Source organism: Streptosporangium sp. NPDC023615, assembly GCF_040640155.1.
Taxonomy (GTDB): Bacteria; Actinomycetota; Actinomycetes; order Streptosporangiales; family Streptosporangiaceae; genus Streptosporangium.
Map to the genome: position 1 here is coordinate 82,319 of NZ_JBFABE010000018.1, position 24,426 is coordinate 106,744.

Below are 24,426 nucleotides of genomic sequence, written 5' to 3' on the forward strand. Positions count from 1 at the left end.
ATCCCGGAAAGGAAGCTCGTAGGACAGAGAGGCCGAGGGGGACGTCGTTCGTGTCCGACTGGATGATCATGATCGTTTCCGTGGCCGCCGCGATCGTGGCGGTGGAGGCGGTACGCAGGGTGCTGCGTTCACGACTGATCGGTGAGAGGTGGATCCTCGCCGGCCCGCTGGTGCGCCGCTGCACCTGGCCGGGGTTCGCCACGGCCGCCGTGGCGACCGCCTACACCGTCTACACGCCCGACCGCACCGGCGAGCCGACCCTGGTGGAGGGCTCGGCGGGCCAGGCGATCGACCGCGGCCTCAGCCTGGTCCTGATCGCGTGCGCCACCTGGCTGGTCATCCAGGCCGCCTACGCGATCACCGACGTGGTCCTGGACCGCCTGGTCGCCGTCGAGGGCGAGCGCAACCGCAGGGCCCGCCGCATCCGCACCCAGATCACCCTGGTCCGCCGGGTCGCCTCAGCCGTGATCATCGTGGTGGCGCTGGGCGCGATGCTCTTCACGTTCCCGCAGGTCCGGGCGCTGGGAGCCGGTCTTCTGGCCTCGGCCGGGATCGCCGGCGTCGTGGTCGGCATCGCCGCCCAGTCGACGCTGGGCAACATGCTCGCCGGGCTGCAGCTCGCCTTCAGCGACGCGCTCCGCCTGGACGACGTCGTCGTGGTCCAGGACGAGTGGGGCCGCATCGAGGAGCTCAGCCTGACCTACGTGGTGCTGCGGCTGTGGGACGAGCGCCGGCTGGTGCTGCCGGTCTCGTACTTCACGGCGAACCCGTTCGAGAACTGGACCCGGCACAGCAGCCGGGTGGTCGGTCACGTGTTCATCCGGGTCGACTGGTCTGTGCCGGTCGAGGAGTTGCGCACCGAGCTCTACCGCGCGCTGCGCGAGCACCCGCTCTGGGACCAGAAGGACTGGACCCTCCAGGTCACCGACACCCTTCCCAACGGGCTGCTGGAGCTGCGCGCCCTGATGAGCGCCTCCGACTCCGCCAGCGCCTGGGACCTCAAGTGCGACATCCGCGAGCACATGGTGGCCTTCGTCCGTGACAGGTACCCCGAGTCGATGCCCCGCTTCCGGGTCGACGTCCCGCCCGTCTCGGAGAGCGTTCCCGGGCTGCTCACCGGGATGACGGCGGCCGAGCCGGACTCCCGGCCGGTCGGCTCGTGGGGGACGGGCGGCGACCGGCCCCGGAAGGAACCGCCGTCCTGAGGCGACCGTCACCGGCGGCCCGTCAACGGCGGCCCGGCCCCATGGAGGCCGGGCCGCCCGGGTCGGTGCCCGGGTCGGTGACGGTGCGGGCGGGGTGCCGGTGCGGTGCGGGCGGGGTCCGGGTGCCTCAGAGGCCGCAGTCGCAGCAGCACCCGTCGCACTTGTCGCAGCATCGGCAGCAGTCGCAGCATCCCTGGCAGGCACCGCCGTCGTCGCACCTGTTCAGGTAGCAGCGTTCGTGCCAGGGACTCCGCCGCTCCGAGCTCCACCGGGGCCGCCACATCCCGCAGGTCAGCAGGGCTCCCGTGGCCGCGGCCGACTTGCGGACGAACCCCGGACGCTCGTAGGAGTGCCCCCTGTGGGGGGCGGATGCCGTGCCCGGCGCGCGGCCGTCCTCCGGAGCGGGGCGCGCCGCCTCGCGGGAGACGGCGTGGGCGGGGCCGGAGGCGTGCCGGAACGTCCGGTCCACCGCGCGCCGCACCTCGGTGCCCAGCAGCGCGTCCACCAGGTGCCGGTCGGCGGGTTCCAGCTCCAGCTCCAGCAGCGCGAGCTCCAGGCCGTGCGCGGCGTCCTCGCAGAGCCGCCGCGCCTCCCGCGCCGAGGTGCCGGTGGCGGTCAGCGGGTTGAACGCCCCGCGCGCCTCGTCCTGGCGCCGATCCTCGACCGCGTCCAGCAGGTGGGCGATCCGGCCGAAGAACCGGCCCGCCTCGGCCAGCGCCGCCGCGTTGCCCGGCCTGCCGGCGAGCGTCGCGGTGTGCGCGAACGCGGCGGCGACCGCCTCCTCAGTTGGGCCGGTCAGCTCCAGCAGAGACGCCCCGGCGGTGTTCTCCAGCTCGAGCTGGACGACGGCCGTGGCGGCCAGCGGGGCGGTGTCGAACCCGATCGAGGCCCCCATCCTGGCGCCGGCCGCCTCCCAGCGGGCCGCCAGCATCCGGCGCGCGGGAGCGGTGCCCGGCCCCGCGTCGCCGTCGGCGACGTGGTCGCGAAGCTTGCCCGCCGCCAGGACCAGCGAGACCGTGGCGGCCAGCCGCGCCCCCCGGGCGCGGGCGTCCACCACGTCCGCCGTCCGGAACCCGCGCAGCGCGCACGGCCCGGCGGTCCGGTGAGGGGAGCCCGCGGGGTCCTGCGCCTCGGTCAGCACCGAGACGATCAACCCGTCGTAGTTGGTGGCCAGCCGGGCCGCGTGCCCCTGCCCGTCGCGGAGCGTCAGGCACAGCCCGCACAGGTGAGCCGCCCACGCCCTGTGCAGCGACGGACAGGAGTGATCGCCGCAGGGGCGGATGATGCCGAACATGTGAGCTCTCGGGGGGTGGAGGGGTGGGTGAGAAACACGGAACGTACCGGGAGAATCTATCCCGTACGGAAGATCTCTGCCGGTACGGCCCGCCAGGGGCCTCCCGCGTCGGGAAGGCCTCGAGCCGAGGACCGGCGCCACCGTGCCACCGCGCCACCGTGCCACCGCGGTCACCGGGCCACCGCGGTCACCGCCCTGTGCCGGCCCGCTCCCCGTCCCCGAGCCCGCGGTGCCCCCGTCCGGCGGCTCCGGTCCCAGGTGCCCGGTCCGAGGTGCCCGGTCCGAGGTGCCCGGTCCGAGGTGCCCGGTCCTGGGCCGCCGGGCCGGCGCCGGTCAGCGCTCGACGATCTCGTTCTTGCCGATGACGACGATGCCGCCGCTGGTCACCGCGAAGCGGCTGCGGTCGTACTCCAGGTCGAAACCGATCCGGGCGCCGTCCGGGATGATCACGTTCTTGTCGATGATGGCCTTGCGGACGACGGCGCCCCGGCCCACCTTGACGTTGCCCATCAGCACCGAGTCCTCGACCTGGGAGTGGGAGTGCAGCACCACGCCGGGGGAGAGGATCGACCGCAGAGCGAGCCCTCCGGACACGATCGCGCCCGCCGAGACCAGGGAGTCCACGGCCCGGCCCACCCGGTCGCCGTCGTTGTGCACGAACTTGGCCGGGGGGAGCGGGTCGTGGCCGGTGTAGATGGGCCAGCGGCTGTTGTACAGGTTGAAGACCGGGTGCGCCGAGATGAGGTCCATGTGGGCCTCGTAGTAGGCGTCGAGCGTCCCGACGTCGCGCCAGTAGCCCCGGTCGCGCTCGGTGGAGCCGGGCACGACGTTGTCGGCGAAGTCGTAGACCTCCGCGCTGCCGGACTTGACCATCATCGGGATGATGTTGCCGCCCAGGTCGTGCTTGCTCGTCGGGTCGAGCGCGTCCTCCCGGAGCGCGTCGATCATCGACTGGGTCCTGAAGACGTAGTTGCCCATCGACGCGTACACCTGGTCGGGCGCGTCCGGCAGGCCGACCGCGTCCTTGGGCTTCTCGCGGAAGGCCGTGATCTTGCGCCCGGCCGGGTCGGTCTCGATCACCCCGAACTGGTCGGCCAGGGAGATCGGCTGCCGGATGGCGGCCACGGTCACCTCGGCGCCCGACTCGACGTGCTGCTGCACCATCTGCCGCGGGTCCATCCGGTAGATGTGGTCGGCGCCGAACACGATCACGTGGTCGGGCATCTCGTCGTAGATCAGGTTCAGGTTCTGGAACAGCGCGTCGGCGGAGCCGGAGAACCAGTGCGGCCCCAGGCGCTGCTGGGCGGGGACCGGCGTGACGTAGTTGCCGAGCATCGCCGACAGGCGCCAGGTCCGGGAGATGTGCCGGTCGAGGCTGTGGTTCTTGTACTGCGTCAGCACGACGATCTGCAGGTAGTGGCCGTTGGCCAGGTTGGACAGCACGAAGTCGACGAGCCGGTATATCCCCCCGAAAGGCACCGCCGGCTTCGCTCGATCAGCTGTCAGAGGCATGAGCCTCTTACCTTCTCCACCGGCGAGCACGATCGCGAGGACTCTCATGAATGGACCTTAACCTGACGACCAGGGATGAAACACTAGGCTGATCGTATGCGAGTGGATCTGCTGACCCGTGAATATCCCCCCGACGTGTACGGAGGCGCGGGCGTTCACGTCGAATACCTCGCCCGGGAGCTGCGCAGGCTCGCCGACACCCGGGTCCGCTGCTTCGGGGCCTCCCGGCCGGAGGAGGGCGTCTCGGCCTACCGGGTGCCCGGCGGCCTGGAGACGGCCAACGCCGCCCTCCAGGTGCTCGGCGTCGACCTGGAGATGGCCGCCGGGTGCGAGGGCGCCGACCTGGTGCACAGCCACACCTGGTACGCCAACTTCGCCGGTCACGTGGCCAAGATGCTCTACGGGACGCCCCACGTGGTGACCACGCACAGCCTGGAGCCCCTGCGCCCCTGGAAGGCCGAGCAGCTCGGCGGCGGTTACACGCTGTCGTCGTGGGCCGAGCGCGGCGCGCTGGCGGACGCCGACGCGATCATCGCCGTCTCCGAGGGCATGCGCCGCGACGTGCTGGCGAGCTATCCCGAGATCGCCGCGGAGAAGGTCACGGTGATCCACAACGGGATCGACACCGCCGAGTACGCGCCCGACCGCGACACCGACGTCCTGGAGCGGCACGGCATCGACCCGAGCATGCCGTACGTGGTCTTCGTCGGCCGCATCACCCGGCAGAAGGGCCTGGTCCACCTGCTGCACGCGGCGCGGGACTTCCACCCCGACGCCCAGCTCGTACTGTGCGCCGGGGCGCCCGACACGCCGGAGATCGCCGCCGAGGTGACCGCGCTGGTCCGCGGCCTCGACCGCGAGGGCGTCGTGTGGATCTCGGAGATGCTCCCCCGGCCGGAGGTGATCCAGATCCTCACCCACGCGACCGTGTTCGTCTGCCCCTCGGTCTACGAGCCGATGGGCATCGTCAACCTGGAGGCCATGGCCTGCGAGACCGCGGTCGTGGCCACCGCCACCGGCGGGATCCCCGAGGTCGTGGCCGACGGCTCCACCGGGCTGCTGGTCCCCCTCGACCAGGCCGCCGACGGCACGCCGCACGACCCCGACGCCTTCGCCGCCGCCATCGCCGAGCGGGTCAACCGGCTGCTGGCCGACCCCGCCCTCGCCACCCGGATGGGCGAGGCCGGCAGGATCCGGGCGGTAGAGCACTTCTCCTGGGAGCGCATCGCCGAACGGACCATGGAGCTCTACCGCCGGGTCGCCGGGGAGAGGGCGGGCTGACCCCGCCGGAGGGAAGGGGTCGCGGGGCGGCGGTCAGCCGGTGATGTAGTGCAGGATCACGTTGTGCACGTGATGGGCCTTGCCGTCGCCCCGGAACTCCACCTCGTAGGTGTGGGTGCCGACGTGGATGGCGATGGCGCCGGAGGAGAAGAACGAGCCCGCGAAGGACTTGTTGCTCACCACGCTGACCGCCGACACCTTCCCGTACGGGATGCTGGTGATGGCGACCTTCTTGCCGACGAACGACTTGTCCTGCACGATCACGCGCTTGTCGGTGAGCCCCAGGAAGCCGGTGCCCGTGCCGATGGCGTCGTAGACGGCGATGATCTGCTCGCCGGGCATCAGACCGCTCTCGATCTGCTGGTACTGCTCCTTGCGGTCGTACACGACCCGTGTCATGGGACTCGCAATCTCTTCGAGGACCGGTGTCCCTGTGGAACGAACGTCCGGGAGGCGGGGTTCCTGGCCGAGTAGGGTCGGCCCGTGAACTTTCAGATGAGGATCACCGATCGTCACGGCGGCGTCAGCGCCGTGCCCTACGACAGCCGCAACCTCGGCGGGATGTGCGGGGACGACCCCGGCGCGGTCGCGGCGAACAGGGCCGCGACCGCCGCCGGATTCGGCCTGGAACGGGTCGTGTTCATGCGCCAGGTGCACGGGGCCGACGTCCGCTACGTCGAGGAACCGTTCGGCGAGGACCCGCCGCCGCTGGACGGGGTCTGCACCGGCGTGCCCGGCCTCGGCCTGGCCGCGCTCTGCGCGGACTGCGCGCCCGTGCTGCTGGCCGAGCCCGAGGCAGGGCTGGCCGGGGCCGCGCACTCGGGGCGGGTGGGCACCGTCGCCGGCGTGGTCGGTGCCCTGGTCGAGGAGATGGCGCGGCGCGGCGCGGACCCGGCGCGGATGACCGCGCTGATCGGGCCGATGGCCTGCGGCACCTGCTACGAGGTCCCGGCGGAGCTGCGCGACGAGGTCGCGGTCACGCTCCCCGAGGCGTGGTCGATCACCCGCCGGGACACCCCGGCCCTGGACCTGCGGGCCGCGATCACCGCGCAGCTCGGCAGGGCGGGCGTCGGGGAGATCACGCACGACACCCGCTGCACCATCGAGACCGCCGACCTGTTCTCGCACCGCAGGGACGGCAGGACCGGCAGGTTCGCCGGCTACGTCTGGCTGGAGCCCTGACGCCGGTCCCCGCCCCGGTCCCCGTCCCGTCCCGGTCTCCGTCCCGGCTTTCGGCCCCGGGCCGGGGTGACCGGGCCGCTCAGGTCGTGACGCGCTCCAGCACGACCACCGGGATGTCCCGGTCGGTCTTCTTCCGGTAGTCGTCGTAGGCGGGCCAGGCGGCCGCCATGATCCGCCACATCTCCGGCTTCTCCTCCGGGGTGGCGGTGCGCGCCCTGGCCTTGAAACGGTCGCCCAGCACCTGGACCTCGACGTCCGGGTCGGCCTGCAGGTTGAGGTACCACAGCGGCGGGTCGTCGGCGCCCCCGTTGGAGGCCACCACCAGGTAGTCGTCACCGTGGCGCTGGTAGATGAGCGGGGCGTCCCGTCGTTCCCCGGACCTGCGGCCGACGGTGGTGAGGATCAGGGCGGTGGTGCCCTGCCAGTCGTGTCCCTCGGCGCCGTCGGTCGCGCGGTACCGCTCGACGTGCTCTTTTCCGAACAGCATGATCTGTCCCCTCTGACGGTTGAGTGGATCGTTACCCCGCGGAGAGGACAGATCACCCCCGGCCGCTCAGTCGGCGGACAGGATGCTCCCGTAGGCGCGGGCGGCGAGGTCCGCGATCAGGTCGTGCGCGCCGAGGACCTCGGCGTACTCGGCCCCGGCCTCCGCCGCCGTCGCGGCCACCAGCCCGTCGGGCGCCTCCGGTCCCACGACGCAGGGGGAGAGCGCGATGCGCGCGGCGCCGATGGCGCGCAGCCGCTCGGCCGCCGCGGCCACCGGGGGCGCGCTGTCCAGCGAGGCGACCAGGACGGGCAGCGTGAGACGCGAGGCCAGCAGCACGGCCGTCGGCTGCGCCTCCGCCGCCGCCCGCTCGCCGCCGACGGTGGCGAGGACCACCGCGTCGACCGGGCTGGAGACGTTGACGAGGCGCATCCGGTCGGCTCGCGCCAGGCCCTTCTCCGCCAGGCGGATGTGCAGGGCCTCGGCGAGCAGCGGGTGCGGGCCCAGCGGGCCGGTGACCGTCACCGCGACCCTGCTCGACGCCACGGCCGCGGCGATCAACCGGTCCGCGACCGGGTGCGGGCCGGTCAGCAGCGGCACCACGATGGCGGCGGTGACGCCCTCGGGGCGTTCCCTGGCCGCCGACTCCAGCTCGGCCGTCAGCCGCTTGGCCTCCTCGTCGAGACCGGCCAGACGCACCTGGATCTGGGGGTTGTCCACCCGTATCAGGGCCGCGAGCTCGGCGGCGGCGCCGGAGGCGTCACCGAGCGCGGCCAGCACCAGCGCCGGTGCCTCGGGCGGGAGCTGGGAGGGTACGGGCCTGCGGTGCCTGCCGGAGGGACGGACCGGACGCCCTCGTACGGGAAGGATGGGACTCTCGCTCACATGCGCGGACTCTAGGGCCATTTGCTGTTTTCTGTTACCTGAAACGGCAGGATTTCCTGACAACATTTTGCCGGGACCCGCCCGTCCCCGGACGACGACCGGGGTGTGCGGCGGACGATCCGTCACGGCGCCCGGGGGCGCCGCCGGGCGTCAGACGTCGCGGTGGCCCTCCCACTCGTCCTCCAGCGCCGAGTGCACGATGGAGTCGCGCCAGGTCCCGCGAGCCCGGACGTGGTGCCTGATCCTGCCCTCCTCGACCATCCCGGCGACCAGCATCGCGAGCTGGGCGGCGGTGTTGGCCGGGGAGCGGGCGCCCCAGATGCGGTGCAGGCGCAGGTCGCGGAAGCCGAAGGCGAGGATCAGCCGGATCAGGTCGGTGCCGATGCCCCGGCCCCACTGGTCGGGACGGAGGCCGAGGCCGATCTCCGCGCTGTGGGGGTGGTCGGCCTCGATGTGCAGGCGGGCCACGCCGAAGGCGTCGCCGTCGTCGAGGCCGGTCACCACCAGCACGTAGAGCAGCCGCGGCTCGGCCGTCCGCGCCTTCATCGCCTCGACGATCGTCTCCTCGACCTCCTCGCGGGTACGGGGGTCGAACGGCAGGTGCTCGGTCGCGGTGGGGTCGCCGTAGACCGCGTGAAGGGCGTCCACGTCGTCGATGGTGACCTCACGCAACCGGAGTCTCTTGCCCCTGATCTCAACGGAGCGCATGCGCGGGCACCGGCGTCTCGGGGACTCCACGGCCGGAGACCGTCTCATCAAGCGGACATACCATCATTTTAGTGATCTTATATGCATACTTCGGTGTCTGCCCAGGCCCTCGGGTACGACCTGGTCCCCGCCGCCTCCTTCCTCGCCGCCGTCCCACCCGTACCCGTGGCCCCGGCCGCTCCGGGAGCGTGCCCCGGGGCGGGGCTCACCGGGAGGTGGCCCCCGGGTGAGGGCCGGGGGGCGGTGGCCGGGATGGCCGTCCTTCGCCACCGCCCGCCCGGGTTTCCTTCGTGGCGGGTTCACGGGGGATCGCGGTCGCTCGCGCGGATCCCCCGGGGGAGGGGGATCCGCGCGAGGTCAGGCATCCCGGGAAGCGGTCCCCGTGCGCGTTCCCGGGTCGCCGCTCGGGCCGTTCGGGCCGCTCGGGCCACCGGTGCCACCGCTGCCACCGGGGCCGTCCAGGCCGTCCGGCCCGCCAGGGAGGCCGTCGTCACGCGGCCCGGGGACGTCGCCGGGGAGCCCGGGGGCGTCGTCGCGCGGCCCGGGGGCCATGGCCAGGCCCACCGCGGTGACGGCCAGCGCCGCGACCACGTACAGCGAGACGGCGAGGGTGCCGCCGAACCGGTCGAACAGCCAGATCGCGACGATCGGGGCGGGCGCGCCCCCGAAGATCCCGGCGACCTGGTAGCCCATGGACGCGCCGCTGTAGCGCAGCCGGGTGCTGAACAGCTCGGCGATGAAGGCGGCCTGCGGGCCGTACATCGCGGCGTGGCAGGCCAGCGCCACCACCGAGGCCAGCGCGATCAGCGGGAAGGATCCCGTGTCCAGCAGCGGGAAGAAGGCGAACACCCAGACCGCGGCCCCGGCCGTGCCCGCGAGGTAGACCGGCCGGCGGCCGACCCGGTCCGACAGCGCGCCGAACAGCGGGATCAGGAAGAGCTGGAAGACCGAGCCGATCAGCACCGCGTTCAGCGCGATCCCGCGCTCCAGCCCGAGAGGACCGGTCACGTAGGCGAGGATGTAGGTCACGAAGGTGTAGAAGGCGACGTCCACCCCGATGCGGGACAGGCCCGCGGACAGCAGCGCGCGCGGGTGCGTGCGCAGCACCTCCACCAGCGGCATCCGCGCCTTCGCGCCCGCCCGCTCCACCTGGGCGAAGAGCGGGGACTCCACGATCCGCAGGCGGATCCAGAGCCCGACGATCACCAGCACCCCCGAGAGCAGGAACGGCACCCGCCATCCCCACGACAGGAACGCCTCCTCGGGCAGGGCGGCGGACATGATCCCGAGCACGCCGGCGGCCAGCAGGTTCCCGGCGGGCACGCCGACCTGGGGCCAGCTCGCGTTGAACCCGCGCCTGCCGGGGTCGCCGTGCTCGATGGACATCAGCACCGCCCCGCCCCACTCGCCGCCCAGGCCGAGCCCCTGGACGAAGCGCAGGACGGTGAGCAGCAGCGGGGCGGCCACCCCGATGGTGGCGTAGCCGGGCAGCAGGCCGATCAGGAAGGTCGCCGCGCCCATCAGCAGCAACGTCGCGACCAGCACGTTCTTGCGGCCGATCCGGTCGCCGAAGTGGCCGAACACGATGCCGCCGAGCGGCCGCGCGACGAACCCGGTCGCGTACGTGAGGAAGGCGAGCAGCGTGCCGGTCAGCGGTTCGAAGGTGGGGAAGAAGAGCTTGTTGAACACCAGCGCGGCGGCCGAGCCGTAGAGGAAGAAGTCGTACCACTCCAGGGAGGTGCCGACCAGGCCGGCCACGATGACCCGCCTGGTCTGGGATTTCGCCGTCACGTGTACTCCTTGGGGGAGGCGTCGCCCGGGGACGGCTTCCACCGGGTTCCTTCAACATAAGAATCGTTGAACAATTCGACAAGACTTTTCTTTCATGATTTCTTGGGGCCGTGGAAGACGTGGCCGCCGCACTGCGGCACGACCGGGGACGTCTCGGGCGCAGCAGCACCGCCGAGAAGGTCGCCGACATCCTCCGTGACCGGATCGCGGACGGCTCCTTCGTCCCGGGCGAGCGGCTGTCGGAGGAGAGCATCGGCGCCGTGCTGGAGGTCTCGCGCAACACCCTGCGCGAGGCGTTCCGGCTGCTCGGGCACGAACGGCTGCTGGAGCACCGGCTCAACCGGGGGGTGTTCGTCCGCGTGCTGTCGGCCGAGGACGTTGCCGACATCTACCGGGTGCGCAGGGTGATCGAGGGCGCCGCGGTCCGCCAGGGCGCGAACGTCACGCCCGCGGCCCTGGCCATGATCAAGGAGGCGGTGACGGAGGCGTCCGCCGCCGCCCGGGAGGGGCGCTGGCAGGACGTCGGGACGGCCAACATCCGCTTCCACCAGAGTCTCGCCGCGTTGAACGGCAGCCCGCGGCTGAACGAGACGATGCGCCAGTTGCTGGCCGAGCTCCGGCTGGTCTTCCACGTCATGAGGAACCCGCGCTCCTTCCACGAGCCCTTCGTGGCCCGCAACCTGGAGCTGGTCGAGCTCATCGAGAGCGGGCGCACGGCCGAGGCCGAGAGGGCGCTGGAGAGCTACCTGAACGACGCCGAGGAACTGCTCGTACGGGCATACATCCCCGAGCCGTAATCATTATGTGATGGGGCAGAATGAGCGGATGATTCCTCCGGACCCGCACGTCCTGGTGGTCACCGGTCCCGGTCTGGTCGCCGACCTCCGCCTGCTCACCGAGGTGGCCGACCGGGAGTTCGCGGCCCTCGGCGTCGGCGGGGAGCTGTCGGCCGCCCCCGACCTGCCCGCCTTCCGGGAGGCCCTGGGGGCACCCGGCGTCCTGGTCGTCCTGCCCGGACCGGATCCGCGGGTCCGCGCGCTGCGCGCGGAGTACCCCGAGGCGGTCTGGCTCGACGTGACGCGGTCCGGGACGCCGCCCGCCGCCCCTCCCGCGCCCGGCGCGGCCGGTCCCTACCTGCACGGCCGGGGCATCTGGGGGCTGACCTGGGCGATCAGGCACGCCGTGCACCGGTCCCGGCACCCCGCGCGCCGGGTCGCCTACGGCGACCACCCCGACCAGTGGGCCGAGGTACGCCCGCCGCGCGGCGCCCCGGAGCCGCCGTCGGGGACGGCGCCCCCCGCCGGGGCGGCCCCCGTGGCGGTGCTGCTGCACGGCGGCTTCTGGCGCTCGATCTGGGGCGCGGACCTGATGGACGCGCTCGCCGTGGACCTCGCCGGGCGGGGGTTCTCCACCTGGAACCTCGAATACCGCCGCCCCGACCTGCACGGCTGGGCCGCCACCACCCGGGACGTGGCGCGGGGCGTCGCCGCGGCGGCGCGGGAGGCGGGCGGCCCCCTGGTGGTGATCGGCCACTCCGCGGGCGGGCAGCTCGCCCTGCGCGCCGCCGCCGACGACCACCGGATCACCCTCGCCGTCTCGCTGGCGGGGGTGCTGGACCTGGCCGAGGGCGACCGCAGGCACATGAGCTCCGGCGCGGTGGCCGGCGCCCTCGGCGGGTCCGTCGCCGAGGCGCCCGAGGTCTACGCGCTGTCCGGGCCGCTGGAGCGCCTGCCGCTGGGCGTGCCCCAGCTCATCGTGCAGGGCGGCGGGGACGACCTGGACCTCGTCGACTTCGGCCGCCGCTACGCGCGGGCCGCGCGGGAGGCGGGGGACGAGGTGACCTACCTGGAGATGTCGGGCGATCACTTCGACGTCATCGATCCGGCCTCGCCGATCTGGCGGGCGACCGCGGGGGCCGTCGCCGACGCGGTGGCGGCCCGCCCGGCCTGACCCGTCCCGGCCGCCCCCCGGCCTCGCCTTCCGGCCTCGCCCCCGGTCTCCTCAACCGGCGGAGAGCGGCCGCCAGGGCACGGGACTGGAGAGCACCATCATGCTCGACGGGTGCCCGTAGGGGGCGAGCCGGTCGATCATCTCCTCGAAGGCCGTCATCGAGGCGGCGGCCACCCGCAGCAGGCAGCAGGTGTCGCCGGTCACCCGGTGCACCTCCAGGATCTCCGGCCAGGCCAGCGCCTGCTCGTCACGGAGCACGCAGCGCGGGCCGTAGCACGACATCCTGATGAGGGCGGCCACCCCGCGCCCGGCCATCGCCGCGTCGACCCGCGCGTGGTAGCCGGTGATCACCCCGGTCTCCTCCAGCCGCCGCACCCGTTCGGCCACCGCCGGAGCCGACAGGTGCACCCGCCGGGAGAGCTCGCTGTACGACAGGCGCGCGTCGTCCTGCAGCTCGGTCAGCAGGGCCCAATCCATCGCGTCCACGACCACACTCCGTCACGTCGTAACCTGATCCGCTCGATGCCTTGCGTTCCAAAGGCCCAAGTCGATAATCACCTTTCTTCCATTATTTCCGTAGTGACCGATACCGCGCACCATGGAGGTGTACAGACGAAGGAGGAGCGATGACCGGGATCAAGCAGCTCACCGAAGAGGACAGAAGGGCACGGGCCGAGGAGAACGCGGGGCTGCCGACGCTCGGCTTCGAAGCCGGGACCCCCTATGACGAGTACGTGGGAACCGCCGCGCTGCACGGCCTCCAGCGCACCGTCACCGACGCTCCCGAGGAACTGGCGTTCCTGGTCACCACCCAGGTGATGGAGCTGTACTTCGGGCTGCTCCGCTCGGAGTGGCTCCTGGCCCAGCGCCAGCTCGACGACGACGACGTCACCGCCGCGACGCTGACGATCAAGCGGACGGTACGGCACTTCGAGGCGCTCAACGCCGCCTGGGCCGCGCTGAGCTGGATGACCCCGGCGCAGTTCAACTCCTTCCGCGACGCCCTGGGCGAGGGGTCCGGCTTCCAGTCCGCGCTCTACCGCCACGTGGAGTTCCTGCTCGGCAACAAGTCCGAGGCGCTCATCCGGCCGCACCGCCGCAACCCCGAGGCGTACCAGGAGCTCACCGAGGCGCTGCGGCGGCCGAGCCTGTACGACTCGGTGCTCGCCCTGCTCGCCCGCCAGGGGTACCCGGTCCCCGCCTCCGTGCTGGAGCGCGACCTGACCGCGGAGTACGTGCCCGACCCCGAGGTCGAGGCGGCCTGGGTCGAGGTCTACGACGGGCCGCTCGCGCCGCTGGCCGAGGCCCTGACCGACCTGGCCGAGCAGTTCTCCGACTGGCGCTACCGGCACCTGATGGCGGTACGGCGCTCGATGGGCGCCAAGCCCGGCTCCGGCGGGTCGAGCGGCCTGAGCTGGCTGGAGCGGAGCATGCGGCGGGAGATCTTCCCCGAGCTCTGGACGGCCCGCACCCTGATGTGAGACCGTCCCGGCGCCGCGGCCGCGCGGCCCGGCCGGGGCCGGACCCGTCGTCACGGCGTCCGGGCGGGGCGCCGGGCCCGCGTGAGCGCGGGACCGGCGGGGATCAGCCGGTCTGGCAGGACGGGCACCAGAAGAGGTTGCGCCCGGTGAGGACCTCCGTGCGGATCTCGGTGCCGCACAGGTGGCACGGCATGCCCGAGCGCCGGTAGACGTAGACCTCGCCGCCGTGGCCGTCGACCCGGGGCGGGCGGCCCATCGCCTCGGGCGTGTGCTCGGGCCTGACCGTGTCGATGTGGCCCACCCGGACACCGTCGGCCATGAGCGACACCAGGTCCGCCCACACCGCCTCCCACCGGGCGCGGGTGAGGTCCCGGCCAGGCCTCGAGGGGTCGATCCCCTGCCGGAACAGCGCCTCGGCCCGGTAGATGTTCCCCACGCCCGCCACGACCGACTGGTCCATCAGCAGGATCCCGATGGAGGCCCGGCTCCGGCCGATCCGCCGCCAGGCGAGCTCGGGGTCGGCGTCGGCGCGCAGCGGGTCGGGCCCCAGCCGGGCGTGCAGCTCCTTCCTCCCGGCCGGGTCGAGCAGCTCGCAGGTGTTGGGGCCGCGCAGGTCGGCGTACTCCTCGTCGCCGCTGAGGCGCAGCCGCACCATCCCGGTCGGCGCGGGCGCCGGCGCGGGGCCGAAGGCGTACCGGCCGTAGATGCCCAGGTGTACGTGGAGCCAGTGCTCGTCGTCGAACCCCAGCAGCAGGTGCTTGCCGTGCGCGTCGGCCTCGGTGAGCACCCGTCCGTCGATCAGCAGGGCCCCGGCGGCGAAGCGCCCCTGCGGGCTCAGCGCGCGGACCCGGTGGCCGCCGAAGGCCCGCAGGTGCTCCCGGGCCAGGCGATGGATGACGTGTCCCTCAGGCATGGTCCGGCCAGGATACGGCGTGCCCGGCCATGGTCGGGACGGGGTCAGGACGGAACGCCCGCCCGCCCCGGCCGGTGCCCCCGCCGCTGTCCCCGCCCCCGCCCCCGCACGAGCAGGGTGTGGGCCGTGGCGGCCAGGGCGGCCCCGGCCGCGTAGGCCACCAGGTCGCCCGCCCCGAAGGTGCTGCCGAGCACCAGCCTGGCCACGACGCTCGTCTCCGACAGGGCGGCCGGGACGGGGGTGAGCTGGGCCAGCTCGACCGCCCAGCTGAACGCCAGCGCGCCGAGCGCGGCCCGCACCGGGGTGACCGGGGGCCGTACGAACACGATCAGCGCGTGCACCAGCACGGTGTAGAGGGCGTCACCGGCGTACGCGCCGAACCAGCCGCCGGCGACCGCGCGGACGGTCAGCCCGGCGGCGACGGTCAGAGCCGCGGCGAGCGCGGCGGGCAGGCGGGCGCGGAGGGCGGGGGGCATCCGCCCACGATAGCGACCTGGCGTCACGGGATCACCCGGCCGATCGGGCGGTGGACCAGGCGGTGGATGGCGCGCCGGATCGCGCGGCCGGCCGCACGGTGGGTCACCCGGCCGATGGCACGGCGGATCACGCGGCCGGCCGGGAGGCGCCGGGGGGATCAGGGCAGGCGGGGCAGGCGGGGGTCGTGCAGCCACTCGGCGAACAGCGTGCCCAGCGGCCGCGGCGCCCGGCGCCCTGCCAGCGCGACGAACGCCTCGGTGGTGACGTTCCCGTGCCTGTGACCGGCCGTCCACTCCCTGAGCAGCGCGAAGAAGGCGTCGTCGCCGACGGTCCGGCGCAGCGCGTGCAGGGTCAGGGCGCCGCGGTGGTAGACGCGGTCGTCGAACAGGCGCCGCGGGCCGGGGTCGGCCAGCACGAGGTCCTGGGGGAGCGCCGAGAGCCTGCGGTGCCAGCGGAGCGCGTGCTCGTCGGACGACGGGCCGCCGGAGTTCTCCGACCAGACCCACTCCGCGTAGGAGGCGAACCCCTCGTGCAGCCAGATGGAGCGCCAGTCGGAGATCGTCAGGCTGTTGCCGAACCACTGGTGGGCCAGCTCGTGCGCGACCAGCCGCTCCTGGCCGCGCCTGCCGTCCACGTGGTTGATCCCGAAGATCGACATTCCCTGCGCCTCGACCGGGATCTCCAGCTCGTCGTCGGTGACGACCACGGTGTAGGAGCCGAACGGGTACGGGCCGAACCGCTCGGTGAAGACCTCCATCATCGCCTCCTGCCGGGCGAAGTCGTGGCGCACCCGCACGGCGTGCCCGGCCGGGAAGAACAGCCGCATCCCCGGCCCCGCCCCGGCCTGCCGGTAGCGGCCGATCTGCACGCTGGCCAGGTAGGAGGCCATCGGCTCGGCCTGCTCGTACACCCACGTGGTCGTCGAGGCGGCCTGCCGCCGGGAGACCAGCTCCCCGTTGGCGATCACCTGGTACGCCGAGGCGGTGGTGACCGAGATCCGGTAGGCGGCCTTGTCGTCGGGCCGGTCGTTGCAGGGGAACCACGACGGCGCCCCGATGGGCTGGCCGGCCACGATGACGCCGTCGGTGAGCTGCTCCCAGCCGAGGCCGCCCCAGTGGCTGGACACCGGGCGCGGGACACCGGAGTAGCGCACCTCCATCGTGAACAGCCCGGCCCGCAGCGACGCCGGCGACAGGTGCAGCTTGCCGCCGCGGTGGGTGAACCGCACCGGCGCGCCGTCGATCGTCACCCCGCCCACCCGGAAGGCGCCCAGGTCGAGGGTGAGGCGGGTGAGCGGCCGCAGGGCCACCGCCGAGATCCTGGCCACGCCGCCGAGGCGGTTCGGGCCCACCCGGTAGTCCAGGGTCAGGTCGTAGTGCTCCACCCGGTAGCCGTCGTCGCCGTGCATGGGGAAGTACAACGGGGGGACCGTGCTCAGAACCACGCCGACTTCCTTCGTCTCACTGTCTTCTCGCGCCGTCTTCTCGCGCTATCCCCGCCTGGTCCAGGCCGCGATCGGGTTGCCGAACCAGCGGGTTCCGGCGGGCACGGACTCGCCGCGCATCACCAGCGAGGCCGGCCCGACCGTGGTGTTCTCCCCGATCGTCGCCGCGGGCAGGATCACCCCGTGGGGCCCGAGGGTCGATCCGGCTCGCATGACGACAGTATCGATGCTCATCACACGGTCGTGGAACAGGTGGGTCTGCAGCACGCATCCCCTGTTCACCGACACCCCGTCGCCCAGCTCGACCAGGTCCACCTCGGGCAGCCAGTAGGTCTCGCACCACACGCCCCGGCCCACCCGCGCCCCCAGCGAGCGCAGCCACAGGTTCAGCGGCGCCGTCCCCAGCCAGCGCTGGGCGAACCAGGGCGCGGCCAGCACCTCCACGAACGTGTCGGCCAGCTCGTTGCGCCACACGAACGAGCTCCACAGCGGCCGGTCGCCCACCGCGATCCGCCCCACCAGCGCCCACTTGGCGACGGTGGCGAGCGCGGCGGCCAGCACCCCGCCACCCAGCACCCCCACCCCGGACAGGAGCGCCGCCACCGCGAAGCCGTACGCGCCCGCCAGCCACTCCAGCCACGCGGCGACGAGCACGGTCAGGGCCACCGTGCACATCACCGGCACCACCCGGCACACCTCGACCACGGCGCGGGCGACCCGCAGGCGCGCCGGCGGGTCGTAGGTGCGGCTCCGGTCGCCCTCCTCGGCCGCCCGGCGCAGCTCCACCGGCGGCATGCCCAGGTACGACGAGCCCGCCCTGGCCTTCTTGGGCGCCGCCGACAGCACCGCGACCAGGCCGTCCTTGGGCACCTTGCGCCCCGGCGCGGTCATGCCGGAGTTGCCGAGGAAGGCGCGCTTGCCGATCCGCACGTGGTCGACGCGCATCCTGCCGCCCTCCAGCTCGTACGGCGCCACCATCGTGTCGTCGGCCAGGAAGGCGCCGTCGCCGACCGAGGTCATCGACGGCAGCGCCAGCACCGTCGACAGCTCCACGTCCCGGCCGACCTTCATGCCCAGGGCGCGCAGCCAGGCCGGGGTGATCGTGCTGGCGTACAGGGGGAACAGCCACACGCGCGCCATCGACATCAGCAGGCCCGTCGCCCACGCCTGCCAGGCCTGGCGGCTGTGCACCGGGTGCTGGCCGGCGTGCAGCCCGGCCGACAGCACCCGCACCGAGGCCACGATCAGCAGGGCCAGCGTCGCCGCCGAGACCACCGTGGCCACCGGTACGGCGGCCAGGACGGAGCCGAGCGAGGGGGCGCCGCCGCGCAGCAGCACGGCCAGGCCCGGCAGCGCGGCGATCACCGGGAACAGGGAGAGCACCGCCGCGGACAGCCCGTAGCCGGCCGCCCAGAGCCGCGAGCGCGGGGGCCGCTCCCCGGCCGGCGGGCGCGCCTTGCCCACCCGTCCCGCGGGCACGCCCGCCCAGCGCTCCCCGGCCGGGACCGGCCGCGCGACCGCCGAACCGGGCGCTACCTGCGCGTTCTTGCCGATCTTCGCGCCGGGGAACAGGGTGGCGCGGGCGCCGACCGTGGCGGAGGCGCCGATCTTGATCTCGCCGACGCGCACCCGGTCGCCGTCGATCCAGTAACCGCTCAGATCGACCTCGGGCTCCACCGCCGCGCCCCTGCCGAGCTTGAGCATGCCGGTGACCGGCGGCATCGTGTGCAGGTCGGCGTCGTCGCCGATCTGGGCGCCGAGCGCCCGCGCGTAGTGGGTGAGCCAGGGGGCGCAGGCCACCTCGCCCACGCCGAGCCGCTCGGAGAGCCGCTCGGCGAACCAGAGCCGCAGGTGCGTCCCGCCGCCCCGGGGGTAGGTGCCCGCCTCCAGGCCGCGCAGCAGCAGCCGGGCCCCGGCCGCCGCCAGCGCGATCCGCCCGGCCGGGGTGACGAACAGCAGCGCGCCCGCGAGCACCCACCACCAGGGGACGGCGGGCGCCCAGGGCAGGTCCACCAGGTTGTTCAGCGCGGCCAGGGCCACCACCCAGCGCAGCGCGCCCACCGTCAGCAGCGGCACGGTGAGCACCGCCTGGAGGATCGCGGCGCGGCGCGGCACCCGCGCGACCGTCCGGCCGGTGGTCACGATCTCCGGCGCGTCCAGCGCCGACAGGTATGCGTCCAGCGCCGGCAGCGTCGGGTTGTCGTAGACGTCGCCGACGGTGACCGCCGGGTACCGCTCCCGCAGCGCCGCGACCAGCCGGGCCGCGGCCAGACTGGTGCCGCCCTCGGCGAAGAAGTCGCCCTCGACGCCGCCGAGGACGTCCAGCCAGCGGTCGGCCACCCAGTCGTCGACGTCCGGGACCCCGGCGGCGGCGCCCCCGCCGGACCCTCCGGGGCCGTCGGGCCCGCCGAGCCCTCCGGGGGGCGGCCAGGGCAGGGCGTCCCTGTCGATCTTCCCGGAGGTACGCGTCGGCAGGTCGTCCACGACGACGATCCTGGGGACCAGCGCGGCGGGCAGGGTGTGCCGGAGGCGTTCGGCGGCCGTCGTCCTGTCGAAGGCCCGGGCGGCCGTCCCGCCGGACGCCCCGCCGGATTCCCCGGAGGGCTCCCCGCCGGGCCCCTCGGCGGGGACGACGTAGCCGACGAGCACCTGGTGCCCGCCGGCGGTGGTCTTGACGGCCGCGGCGGCCCCGGCGACGCCGGGCAGCGCCCGCAGGGCCGCGTCGACCTCGCCCAGCTCGATCCTGCGCCCGCCCAGCTTGATCTGTTCGTCCGCCCGGCCGACGAAGATCAGCCCTTCCGGCTCGGCCCGCACCACGTCGCCGCTGCGGTAGGCGCGCTCCCAGCCGAGCGACTCCAGCGGGGCGTACTTCTCGGCGTCCTTGACCGGGTCGAGGTACCGGGCGAGCCCGACGCCGCCGATGACCAGCTCGCCGGTGCCACCCATGGCCACGGGCTCGCCGTCCCCGCCGACCACGGCCAGGTCCCAGCCCGCCAGCGGCAGCCCGATCCGCACCGGCCCCTCCCCGGTCAGCGGTGCCGCGCACGCCACCACCGTGGCCTCGGTGGGCCCGTAGGTGTTCCACACCTCCCGCCCGGGTACGGCCAGCCGCTCGGCCAGCTCCGGAGGGCACGCCTCACCACCGAAGATCAGCAGTCGTACGTCGTCGAGCGTCTCGACCGGCCAGAGCGCCGCCAGGGTCGGCACCGTCGACACGACCGTGATGCCCATCTCCATCAGCCACGGCCCCAGGTCCATGCCGGTGCGCACCAGCGCCCGGGGCGCCGCCACCAGGCAGCCGCCGTGCCGCCAGGCCAGCCACATCTCCTCGCAGGAGGCGTCGAACGCCACCGAGAGCCCGGCCAGCACCCGGTCACCGGGGCCGATGGGCTCCGGGACGAGGAACAGCCCGGCCTCGGCGTCCACGAACGCCGCCGCGTTGCGGTGGGTGACCGCCACGCCCTTGGGCCTGCCCGTGGACCCGGAGGTGAAGATGATCCACGCGTCGTCCTCCGGGCCGGGCCGGCCGTCCCGGCGCTCCCCGGCGTCGGCGGCGTCGGCGGTGCCGGTGGTGTCGGTGGTGTCGGCGGCGTCGGCGGTGCCGGCGGTGCCGGCGGTGTCGCCGGGGGAGGCGTCGTGCGCGGGAAAGGGGACGATCTTGCCGCCGTCGCCGATGACCGCGCGGACCCGCGCCTCGCCGAAGACCAGCTCGGCCCGCTCGTCGGGATCGTCGGCGTCGACCGGCACGTAGGCGGCTCCGGCGGTGAGGACCGCGACGATCGCGACGTACAGGCCGACGGTGCCCGAGGGGACGCGGACGCCGACCCGGTCGCCGCGCCCGACCCCGGCGGCCCGGAGCTCCGCGGCCACGCGCCCGGCCTCGGCCCGCAGGCCGGTGTAGTCCAGGCGGGTCCGCCCGTCGTCGAGGGCGGTCGCGTGAGGGTGGCGCCGCGTGGTCTCGTCGAGGATGTCCAGCAGCGTCCTCACCGGCGGCGCGGTCCCTCCCGGCAGGAGCGCCCGCGACGGCGTGACGGTATCGGCTGGTGACGGGCCCACGATCTTCCCCCATGTGACGTGAGGCCCCTCAGGCCCCGGACCTGCGGACCTCCACGGTCCCCCGACAGCCTATGCGCACGGGGTTAACGCATTTCCGGCATGGGGGCGTACGTCGGTGAACAGTGGCTTTCCGGTTGATGACATCCGATGGTCCGGTCACGGGCGGGAATGTCGTCACGGGCGGGGTACGGCCGGGACCGGGCGTCATCGGGCCCGGGTGCGGTCAGGGCCGGGAGGGCCGGGGCCGGCGGGGACCGGTGGGGGGCGGGACCGGCGGGGACCGGTGGGGGCCGGGCGGGGTCGGGCGGGGCTGGCGCCGGGTGCGGTCAGGGGGAGGGGGGGAGCCAGCCCCTGGAGGCCGCGAGGTACCCGGCCTGGAACCGGCTGCGGGCGTCGAGCCGTTCCATCAGGTCGGCGGTGACCCGCCGCAGGGTACGCACCGAGACGTCGAGCCTCCGGGCCACCGCCTCGTCGGTCAGCCCCGTCGAGAGCAGGCGGAACACCTCGCGTTCCTGGTCGCTGAGCCCCTGCTCGTCGCGCCTGCGCTCCTCGCCCAGGGGGGCGGCGCCCCCCCAGGTCTGCTCGAACAGGGCGACCAGGGCGGCGACGACGCCCGCCCCGCGCAGCAGGACCGCTCCAACGCTGCTGTCGGCGGGGTCGGTCGGCAGCAGGGCCGTCCGCCCGTCGAAGATGAGCATGCGGAGCGGGAGGACGGGCGTGGTGCGGACCCGGCCGCCGTTCCCGGTGAGCCAGGTCGCGTACCCGGTGGTGGCCTGGTCGTTGCGGACGCTGTCGGGGTAGATGATGCGCACCGCCACGCCGCGCCCGAGCAGCGCCTCGTCCAGCGGGCGGCTCGCCATGATGTTCTCCGGCGTCTGGGCGCTCCTGGGTTCGAAACCCAGCAGCTCCTGCCGGCAGTCGGCGACCAGCTCCTCGATCCTGTTGCGGATCGTGTCGATGCCGACGAGTGCCTCGGAGTCGTCGCTCGGGCGCGCGGTGTTCTGGTCGCCGTAGGCCGCGATCATCTGGGCGACGGCCGTCCGGCTCCGCTCGATCTCCTGCTGCTTGGCAAGCAGCGCGGCCTCCTCGCGGGCCAGCAGCGCGGCCAGTCCCACCTCCGGGCGGACCAGGCGCAGCACGTCCGGCTCCTCCCACGAGGGGCGCAGCAGCGACAGCTTGGCCAGCTCGTCCAGGGTGGCGCGGACCCGGTCGACCGGCCAGTCCAGCTCCAGGCTCAGTTCGGTCACCCCGTAGGAGGGGTTCTCCAAGATGGTGCGGTAGACGGTTTCCTCGGCGGACCCGATGCCAAGCAGCATGAGCACGACCCCTCCACTGTTCGAGCATGACCGCGACGCGATTCGATGGGCGGGGCCCACGACGATCACAGGCTGAAGGTAGCCGGGCGCAGTGATGACCCGGTTACGCGATCGGCCGCGCCCCCGGCGAGGTGCCGTGACCTGCGGGGGAGCCTCCCGGACCGGGCCACGGGGAGTGCCGTCCGGGGCGGGGGCCTCCCGGCGCCCCGGGAGGCTCCCGGGCGGTTTCCGCCGGGGCGCCGGCGCCGCGTTTACCGGGGGAGGGGGTGTCCGGGGCGGTGGCATGATCCTGCCACGCCAGGGACCTGCCAGCGGAAACGCCTGGTGCATTCGCCGCGCGCGAACCACGGTCGTGTCATGTATCTCATCAACGCGCGCCTGCGCGCCCCCGAGACCGAAGGCCGGCCGGCCCCGCCCGGCGGGCGGATGCTCGCGCGAGAGCTCCGAAGCCTGCTCCTGGCGCTGGCGGAGCCCGGTGACGGGATAGAGCACATCTACAGCGAGGACCACCCCGCCGGGATCCACCTCGGCCTCTTCATCCGCAGGTCCACCCTCGACGAGGCCGAGAGCGCGGCGGCCCGGCTGTGCCTGCGCGGCCTGGAGGGCGTGCCCGGCCTCGCGGGCTGGTCGCTGGTGGCCTGCGGCACCGACCTCGAACTCGCGCTCGGGCGCCTCGGCATGCTCGGAGAGGAGGCCTGTCAGCGTCCTGCCATTGCAGCGCGCTGACAGCCCCTGGGCCTTCCCGGACCCACCACGATCGACGAAGAATCAAAGTGTCAGAACGAAACGGGAAATTTCCGGAAAGCAGTATGGAGAGATCCCGTGGAACGGAAAAAAGGGCGCCGAGAATCGTCGGCCGAAAGGAAAGAAGAACAATGGGTACCACGCTCCGCTCCACCGCCCCCGCCCTCGGCGTCCTCTCGCTCACCGCCATCGTCACCCCCGTCGCCGCCGCGACCGTGCCGGGAAGGAGCACCGCCGGCTTCGAGGGCGCCGCGTTCACCGCGGCCCTCGCCACGGCCGGCGGAGCCGGCTGGCAGTGAGCCGACCAGGAGAAACCCAAGAAAAGACCATTCGTCACGGGCACCGCGCCCGAGAAGTCGTCCGGGAGGCGACCACCGTGAAGCACCAGGAAGTCGAGTTACTCGCCCTCGGCGCAGGGCCGTCCAACCTCGCCCTCGCCGTGGCCCTCGAAGAGCTCGCTCCGGAACTTGCCACCAGAACGCTGATCATAGAACAGCACGAGAACGTGGTGTGGCAGCGAGGAATGCTGCTGCCCTGGACCCAGAGTCAGGTCTCCTTTCTCAAGGACCTGGTGACGCTCAGGAATCCGCAGAGCAGATTCTCCTTCGTGAACCATCTGCACTCCGTGGGAAGGCTCAGTGAATTCGTCAACCTGGGCAGCTTCACCCCGTACAGAATGGAGATCTCGAACTACCTGCTCTGGGTGGCGCAGTCGCTCGCCCAGGTGCGCATCGAGTACGGCCGGCGCTGCGTGACGGTCGAACCGGTCCTGGCCGAGGACGGCGGCGTCGAGCGGTGGGTCGTCCACCTCGCCGACGGCTCGACCATCGGCTGCCGCACCCTGGTGGTCGGCGCGGGCCGTGACGCGCACGTCCCCGAGGTGTTCGACGCGATCCCCCGCGAGCGGATCATCCACAGCACCGAGTACAGCCAGAAGATCGCCGGGCTGGACCACGACGCCCCGCACCGGGTCGCCGTCATCGGCGGCGCGCAGAGCGCGGCCGAGATGCTGTGGGCCACCCACCAGAGCATGCCCAACGCCGAGTGCACGATGGTGATGCGCTCCATCGGCCTCAACGGCTACGAGAGCAGCAAGTTCACCAACGAGCTCTTCTACGCCTCCTTCGTCGACGAGTTCCACCGCTCGCTCCCCGATGCCCGCCGCCAGCTGCTGTCGGAGATGCACCGCACCAACTACGCGGGCCTGTCCCCGGGCCTGCTGGAGAGCCTCTACCGGCAGATCTACCTGGAGCGCCTCACCGGACGGGAGAGGATCCGGATGATCACGATGGCCGAGATCGCCGGCGCCAGGACCCAGGGGGAGGAGATCGTCCTCACCCTCCGCGACAGGAAGAGCGGCGTCCTCGACGAGCTGCCCTGCGACGTCCTGCTGCTCGGCACCGGCTTCGACCGCCGGATGCCCACGCTGATCCGCGACCTCGCCGCCGGGGCCGGCCTCGGCGAGATCGGCGTCGACCGCTTCTACAAGCTGACCCTGCCCACGGGCTCGGGCGCCGCCTGCTACCTGCAGGGCGTCAACGAGGACACCCACGGCATCGCCGACTCCCTGCTCAGCACGCTGGCCAACCGGGCGGAGGAGATCGTCGGCGACATCCAGGGGACCAACGCCGCCGCCGAGCTCCTGACACCGCTCGCGCTCCCGGTCGCCTCCTGACACCCCCCGAACCCTTCGAGGAGAGATC

The 24,426-nt window shown here is 73.4% G+C and carries 22 protein-coding genes; 9 read left to right on the forward strand and 13 right to left on the reverse strand.

Annotated features, from left to right (window positions below; genetic code table 11):
- The first annotated feature begins 50 nt into the window (after nucleotides 1-50).
- A complete protein-coding gene (locus tag AB0G16_RS16020; protein ID WP_362804999.1) occupies nucleotides 51-1,205 on the forward strand; it encodes a mechanosensitive ion channel domain-containing protein in 1,155 nt (384 codons plus the stop codon).
- A 127-nt stretch (nucleotides 1,206-1,332) separates the two neighbouring features.
- Here the strand turns inward: AB0G16_RS16020 and AB0G16_RS16025 are convergent, their stop codons facing one another.
- Both AB0G16_RS16025 and glgC read right to left on the reverse strand, forming a co-directional pair.
- Nucleotides 1,333-2,499 (reverse strand): DUF5685 family protein, encoded by a 1,167-nt coding sequence (locus AB0G16_RS16025; RefSeq protein WP_362805002.1) that lies wholly within the window; start codon nucleotides 2,497-2,499, stop codon nucleotides 1,333-1,335.
- Between the two features lie 333 nt (nucleotides 2,500-2,832).
- Nucleotides 2,833-4,059 (reverse strand): glucose-1-phosphate adenylyltransferase, encoded by a 1,227-nt coding sequence (gene glgC / locus AB0G16_RS16030; RefSeq protein WP_362805004.1) that lies wholly within the window; start codon nucleotides 4,057-4,059, stop codon nucleotides 2,833-2,835.
- 48 nt (nucleotides 4,060-4,107) lie between these two features.
- Between glgC and glgA the strand changes: the two genes are divergently transcribed.
- Complete coding sequence (glgA, locus tag AB0G16_RS16035; RefSeq protein WP_362805007.1) at nucleotides 4,108-5,292, forward strand: glycogen synthase; 1,185 nt, start codon at nucleotides 4,108-4,110, stop codon at nucleotides 5,290-5,292.
- Between the two features lie 33 nt (nucleotides 5,293-5,325).
- Here the strand turns inward: glgA and AB0G16_RS16040 are convergent, their stop codons facing one another.
- Entirely contained in the window at nucleotides 5,326-5,691 is a 366-nt protein-coding gene (locus tag AB0G16_RS16040; RefSeq protein ID WP_362805010.1) for a PH domain-containing protein, read from the reverse strand.
- A 96-nt stretch (nucleotides 5,692-5,787) separates the two neighbouring features.
- Here AB0G16_RS16040 and pgeF point away from each other — a divergent pair, with 96 nt between their 5' ends.
- Complete coding sequence (pgeF, locus tag AB0G16_RS16045; protein WP_362805109.1) at nucleotides 5,788-6,474, forward strand: peptidoglycan editing factor PgeF; 687 nt, start codon at nucleotides 5,788-5,790, stop codon at nucleotides 6,472-6,474.
- A gap of 79 nt (nucleotides 6,475-6,553) precedes the next feature.
- Here the strand turns inward: pgeF and AB0G16_RS16050 are convergent, their stop codons facing one another.
- From AB0G16_RS16050 to AB0G16_RS16065, 4 genes are all read right to left on the reverse strand, one after another.
- Entirely contained in the window at nucleotides 6,554-6,961 is a 408-nt protein-coding gene (locus AB0G16_RS16050) for a nitroreductase family deazaflavin-dependent oxidoreductase (protein WP_362805013.1), read from the reverse strand.
- Between the two features lie 66 nt (nucleotides 6,962-7,027).
- Nucleotides 7,028-7,843 (reverse strand): CbiX/SirB N-terminal domain-containing protein, encoded by an 816-nt coding sequence (locus tag AB0G16_RS16055; RefSeq protein WP_362805016.1) that lies wholly within the window; start codon nucleotides 7,841-7,843, stop codon nucleotides 7,028-7,030.
- 150 nt (nucleotides 7,844-7,993) lie between these two features.
- A complete protein-coding gene (locus AB0G16_RS16060; RefSeq protein ID WP_362805018.1) occupies nucleotides 7,994-8,551 on the reverse strand; it encodes a GNAT family protein in 558 nt (185 codons plus the stop codon).
- 357 nt (nucleotides 8,552-8,908) lie between these two features.
- A complete protein-coding gene (locus AB0G16_RS16065) occupies nucleotides 8,909-10,342 on the reverse strand; it encodes an MFS transporter (RefSeq protein ID WP_362805021.1) in 1,434 nt (477 codons plus the stop codon).
- A gap of 110 nt (nucleotides 10,343-10,452) precedes the next feature.
- Between AB0G16_RS16065 and AB0G16_RS16070 the strand changes: the two genes are divergently transcribed.
- Together AB0G16_RS16070 and AB0G16_RS16075 are read left to right on the forward strand one after the other, a co-directional pair.
- On the forward strand, nucleotides 10,453-11,139 hold the full coding sequence (locus tag AB0G16_RS16070; RefSeq protein ID WP_362805024.1) for a GntR family transcriptional regulator: 687 nt from the start codon (nucleotides 10,453-10,455) through the stop codon (nucleotides 11,137-11,139).
- A gap of 28 nt (nucleotides 11,140-11,167) precedes the next feature.
- Complete coding sequence (locus AB0G16_RS16075) at nucleotides 11,168-12,292, forward strand: alpha/beta fold hydrolase (RefSeq protein WP_362805027.1); 1,125 nt, start codon at nucleotides 11,168-11,170, stop codon at nucleotides 12,290-12,292.
- A gap of 51 nt (nucleotides 12,293-12,343) precedes the next feature.
- Here AB0G16_RS16075 and AB0G16_RS16080 read toward each other — a convergent pair whose 3' ends face one another.
- Nucleotides 12,344-12,769, reverse strand: coding sequence for an Lrp/AsnC family transcriptional regulator (locus AB0G16_RS16080; protein ID WP_362805112.1), 426 nt, complete (start codon nucleotides 12,767-12,769; stop codon nucleotides 12,344-12,346).
- Nucleotides 12,770-12,918: 149 nt separating this feature from the next.
- Here AB0G16_RS16080 and AB0G16_RS16085 point away from each other — a divergent pair, with 149 nt between their 5' ends.
- Nucleotides 12,919-13,773 carry a tryptophan 2,3-dioxygenase family protein gene (locus tag AB0G16_RS16085; RefSeq protein WP_362805031.1) on the forward strand — a complete coding sequence of 285 codons (855 nt, stop codon included), beginning with the start codon at nucleotides 12,919-12,921 and terminating at the stop codon, nucleotides 13,771-13,773.
- Between the two features lie 103 nt (nucleotides 13,774-13,876).
- On the opposite strand, the gene AB0G16_RS16090 is transcribed toward AB0G16_RS16085, so the two are convergent.
- The 5 genes from AB0G16_RS16090 to AB0G16_RS16110 all read right to left on the reverse strand — a co-directional run bounded on the left by AB0G16_RS16090 (nucleotide 13,877) and on the right by AB0G16_RS16110 (nucleotide 21,979).
- Nucleotides 13,877-14,686 (reverse strand): DNA-formamidopyrimidine glycosylase family protein, encoded by an 810-nt coding sequence (locus tag AB0G16_RS16090; protein ID WP_362805034.1) that lies wholly within the window; start codon nucleotides 14,684-14,686, stop codon nucleotides 13,877-13,879.
- A gap of 44 nt (nucleotides 14,687-14,730) precedes the next feature.
- The gene (locus AB0G16_RS16095) at nucleotides 14,731-15,162 is read right to left on the reverse strand and encodes a DUF2809 domain-containing protein (RefSeq protein WP_362805037.1); all 432 of its coding nucleotides are present in this window, start codon (nucleotides 15,160-15,162) and stop codon (nucleotides 14,731-14,733) included.
- A 158-nt stretch (nucleotides 15,163-15,320) separates the two neighbouring features.
- On the reverse strand, nucleotides 15,321-16,607 hold the full coding sequence (locus AB0G16_RS16100; RefSeq protein WP_362805040.1) for a M1 family metallopeptidase: 1,287 nt from the start codon (nucleotides 16,605-16,607) through the stop codon (nucleotides 15,321-15,323).
- A gap of 45 nt (nucleotides 16,608-16,652) precedes the next feature.
- On the reverse strand, nucleotides 16,653-20,594 hold the full coding sequence (locus AB0G16_RS16105; RefSeq protein ID WP_362805042.1) for a Pls/PosA family non-ribosomal peptide synthetase: 3,942 nt from the start codon (nucleotides 20,592-20,594) through the stop codon (nucleotides 16,653-16,655).
- Between the two features lie 395 nt (nucleotides 20,595-20,989).
- Nucleotides 20,990-21,979: a LuxR C-terminal-related transcriptional regulator gene (locus tag AB0G16_RS16110; RefSeq protein ID WP_362805115.1), complete on the reverse strand. Its 990-nt coding sequence runs from the start codon at nucleotides 21,977-21,979 to the stop codon at nucleotides 20,990-20,992.
- A gap of 357 nt (nucleotides 21,980-22,336) precedes the next feature.
- On the opposite strand from AB0G16_RS16110, the gene AB0G16_RS16115 reads away from it, so the two are divergent.
- The 3 genes from AB0G16_RS16115 to AB0G16_RS16125 all read left to right on the forward strand — a co-directional run bounded on the left by AB0G16_RS16115 (nucleotide 22,337) and on the right by AB0G16_RS16125 (nucleotide 24,398).
- The gene (locus AB0G16_RS16115; protein ID WP_362805045.1) at nucleotides 22,337-22,705 is read left to right on the forward strand and encodes a hypothetical protein; all 369 of its coding nucleotides are present in this window, start codon (nucleotides 22,337-22,339) and stop codon (nucleotides 22,703-22,705) included.
- Between the two features lie 149 nt (nucleotides 22,706-22,854).
- A complete protein-coding gene (locus AB0G16_RS16120) occupies nucleotides 22,855-23,022 on the forward strand; it encodes a hypothetical protein (RefSeq protein WP_362805048.1) in 168 nt (55 codons plus the stop codon).
- Between the two features lie 77 nt (nucleotides 23,023-23,099).
- Complete coding sequence (locus tag AB0G16_RS16125) at nucleotides 23,100-24,398, forward strand: SidA/IucD/PvdA family monooxygenase (RefSeq protein WP_362805051.1); 1,299 nt, start codon at nucleotides 23,100-23,102, stop codon at nucleotides 24,396-24,398.
- The last annotated feature ends 28 nt before the right edge of the window (nucleotides 24,399-24,426 follow it).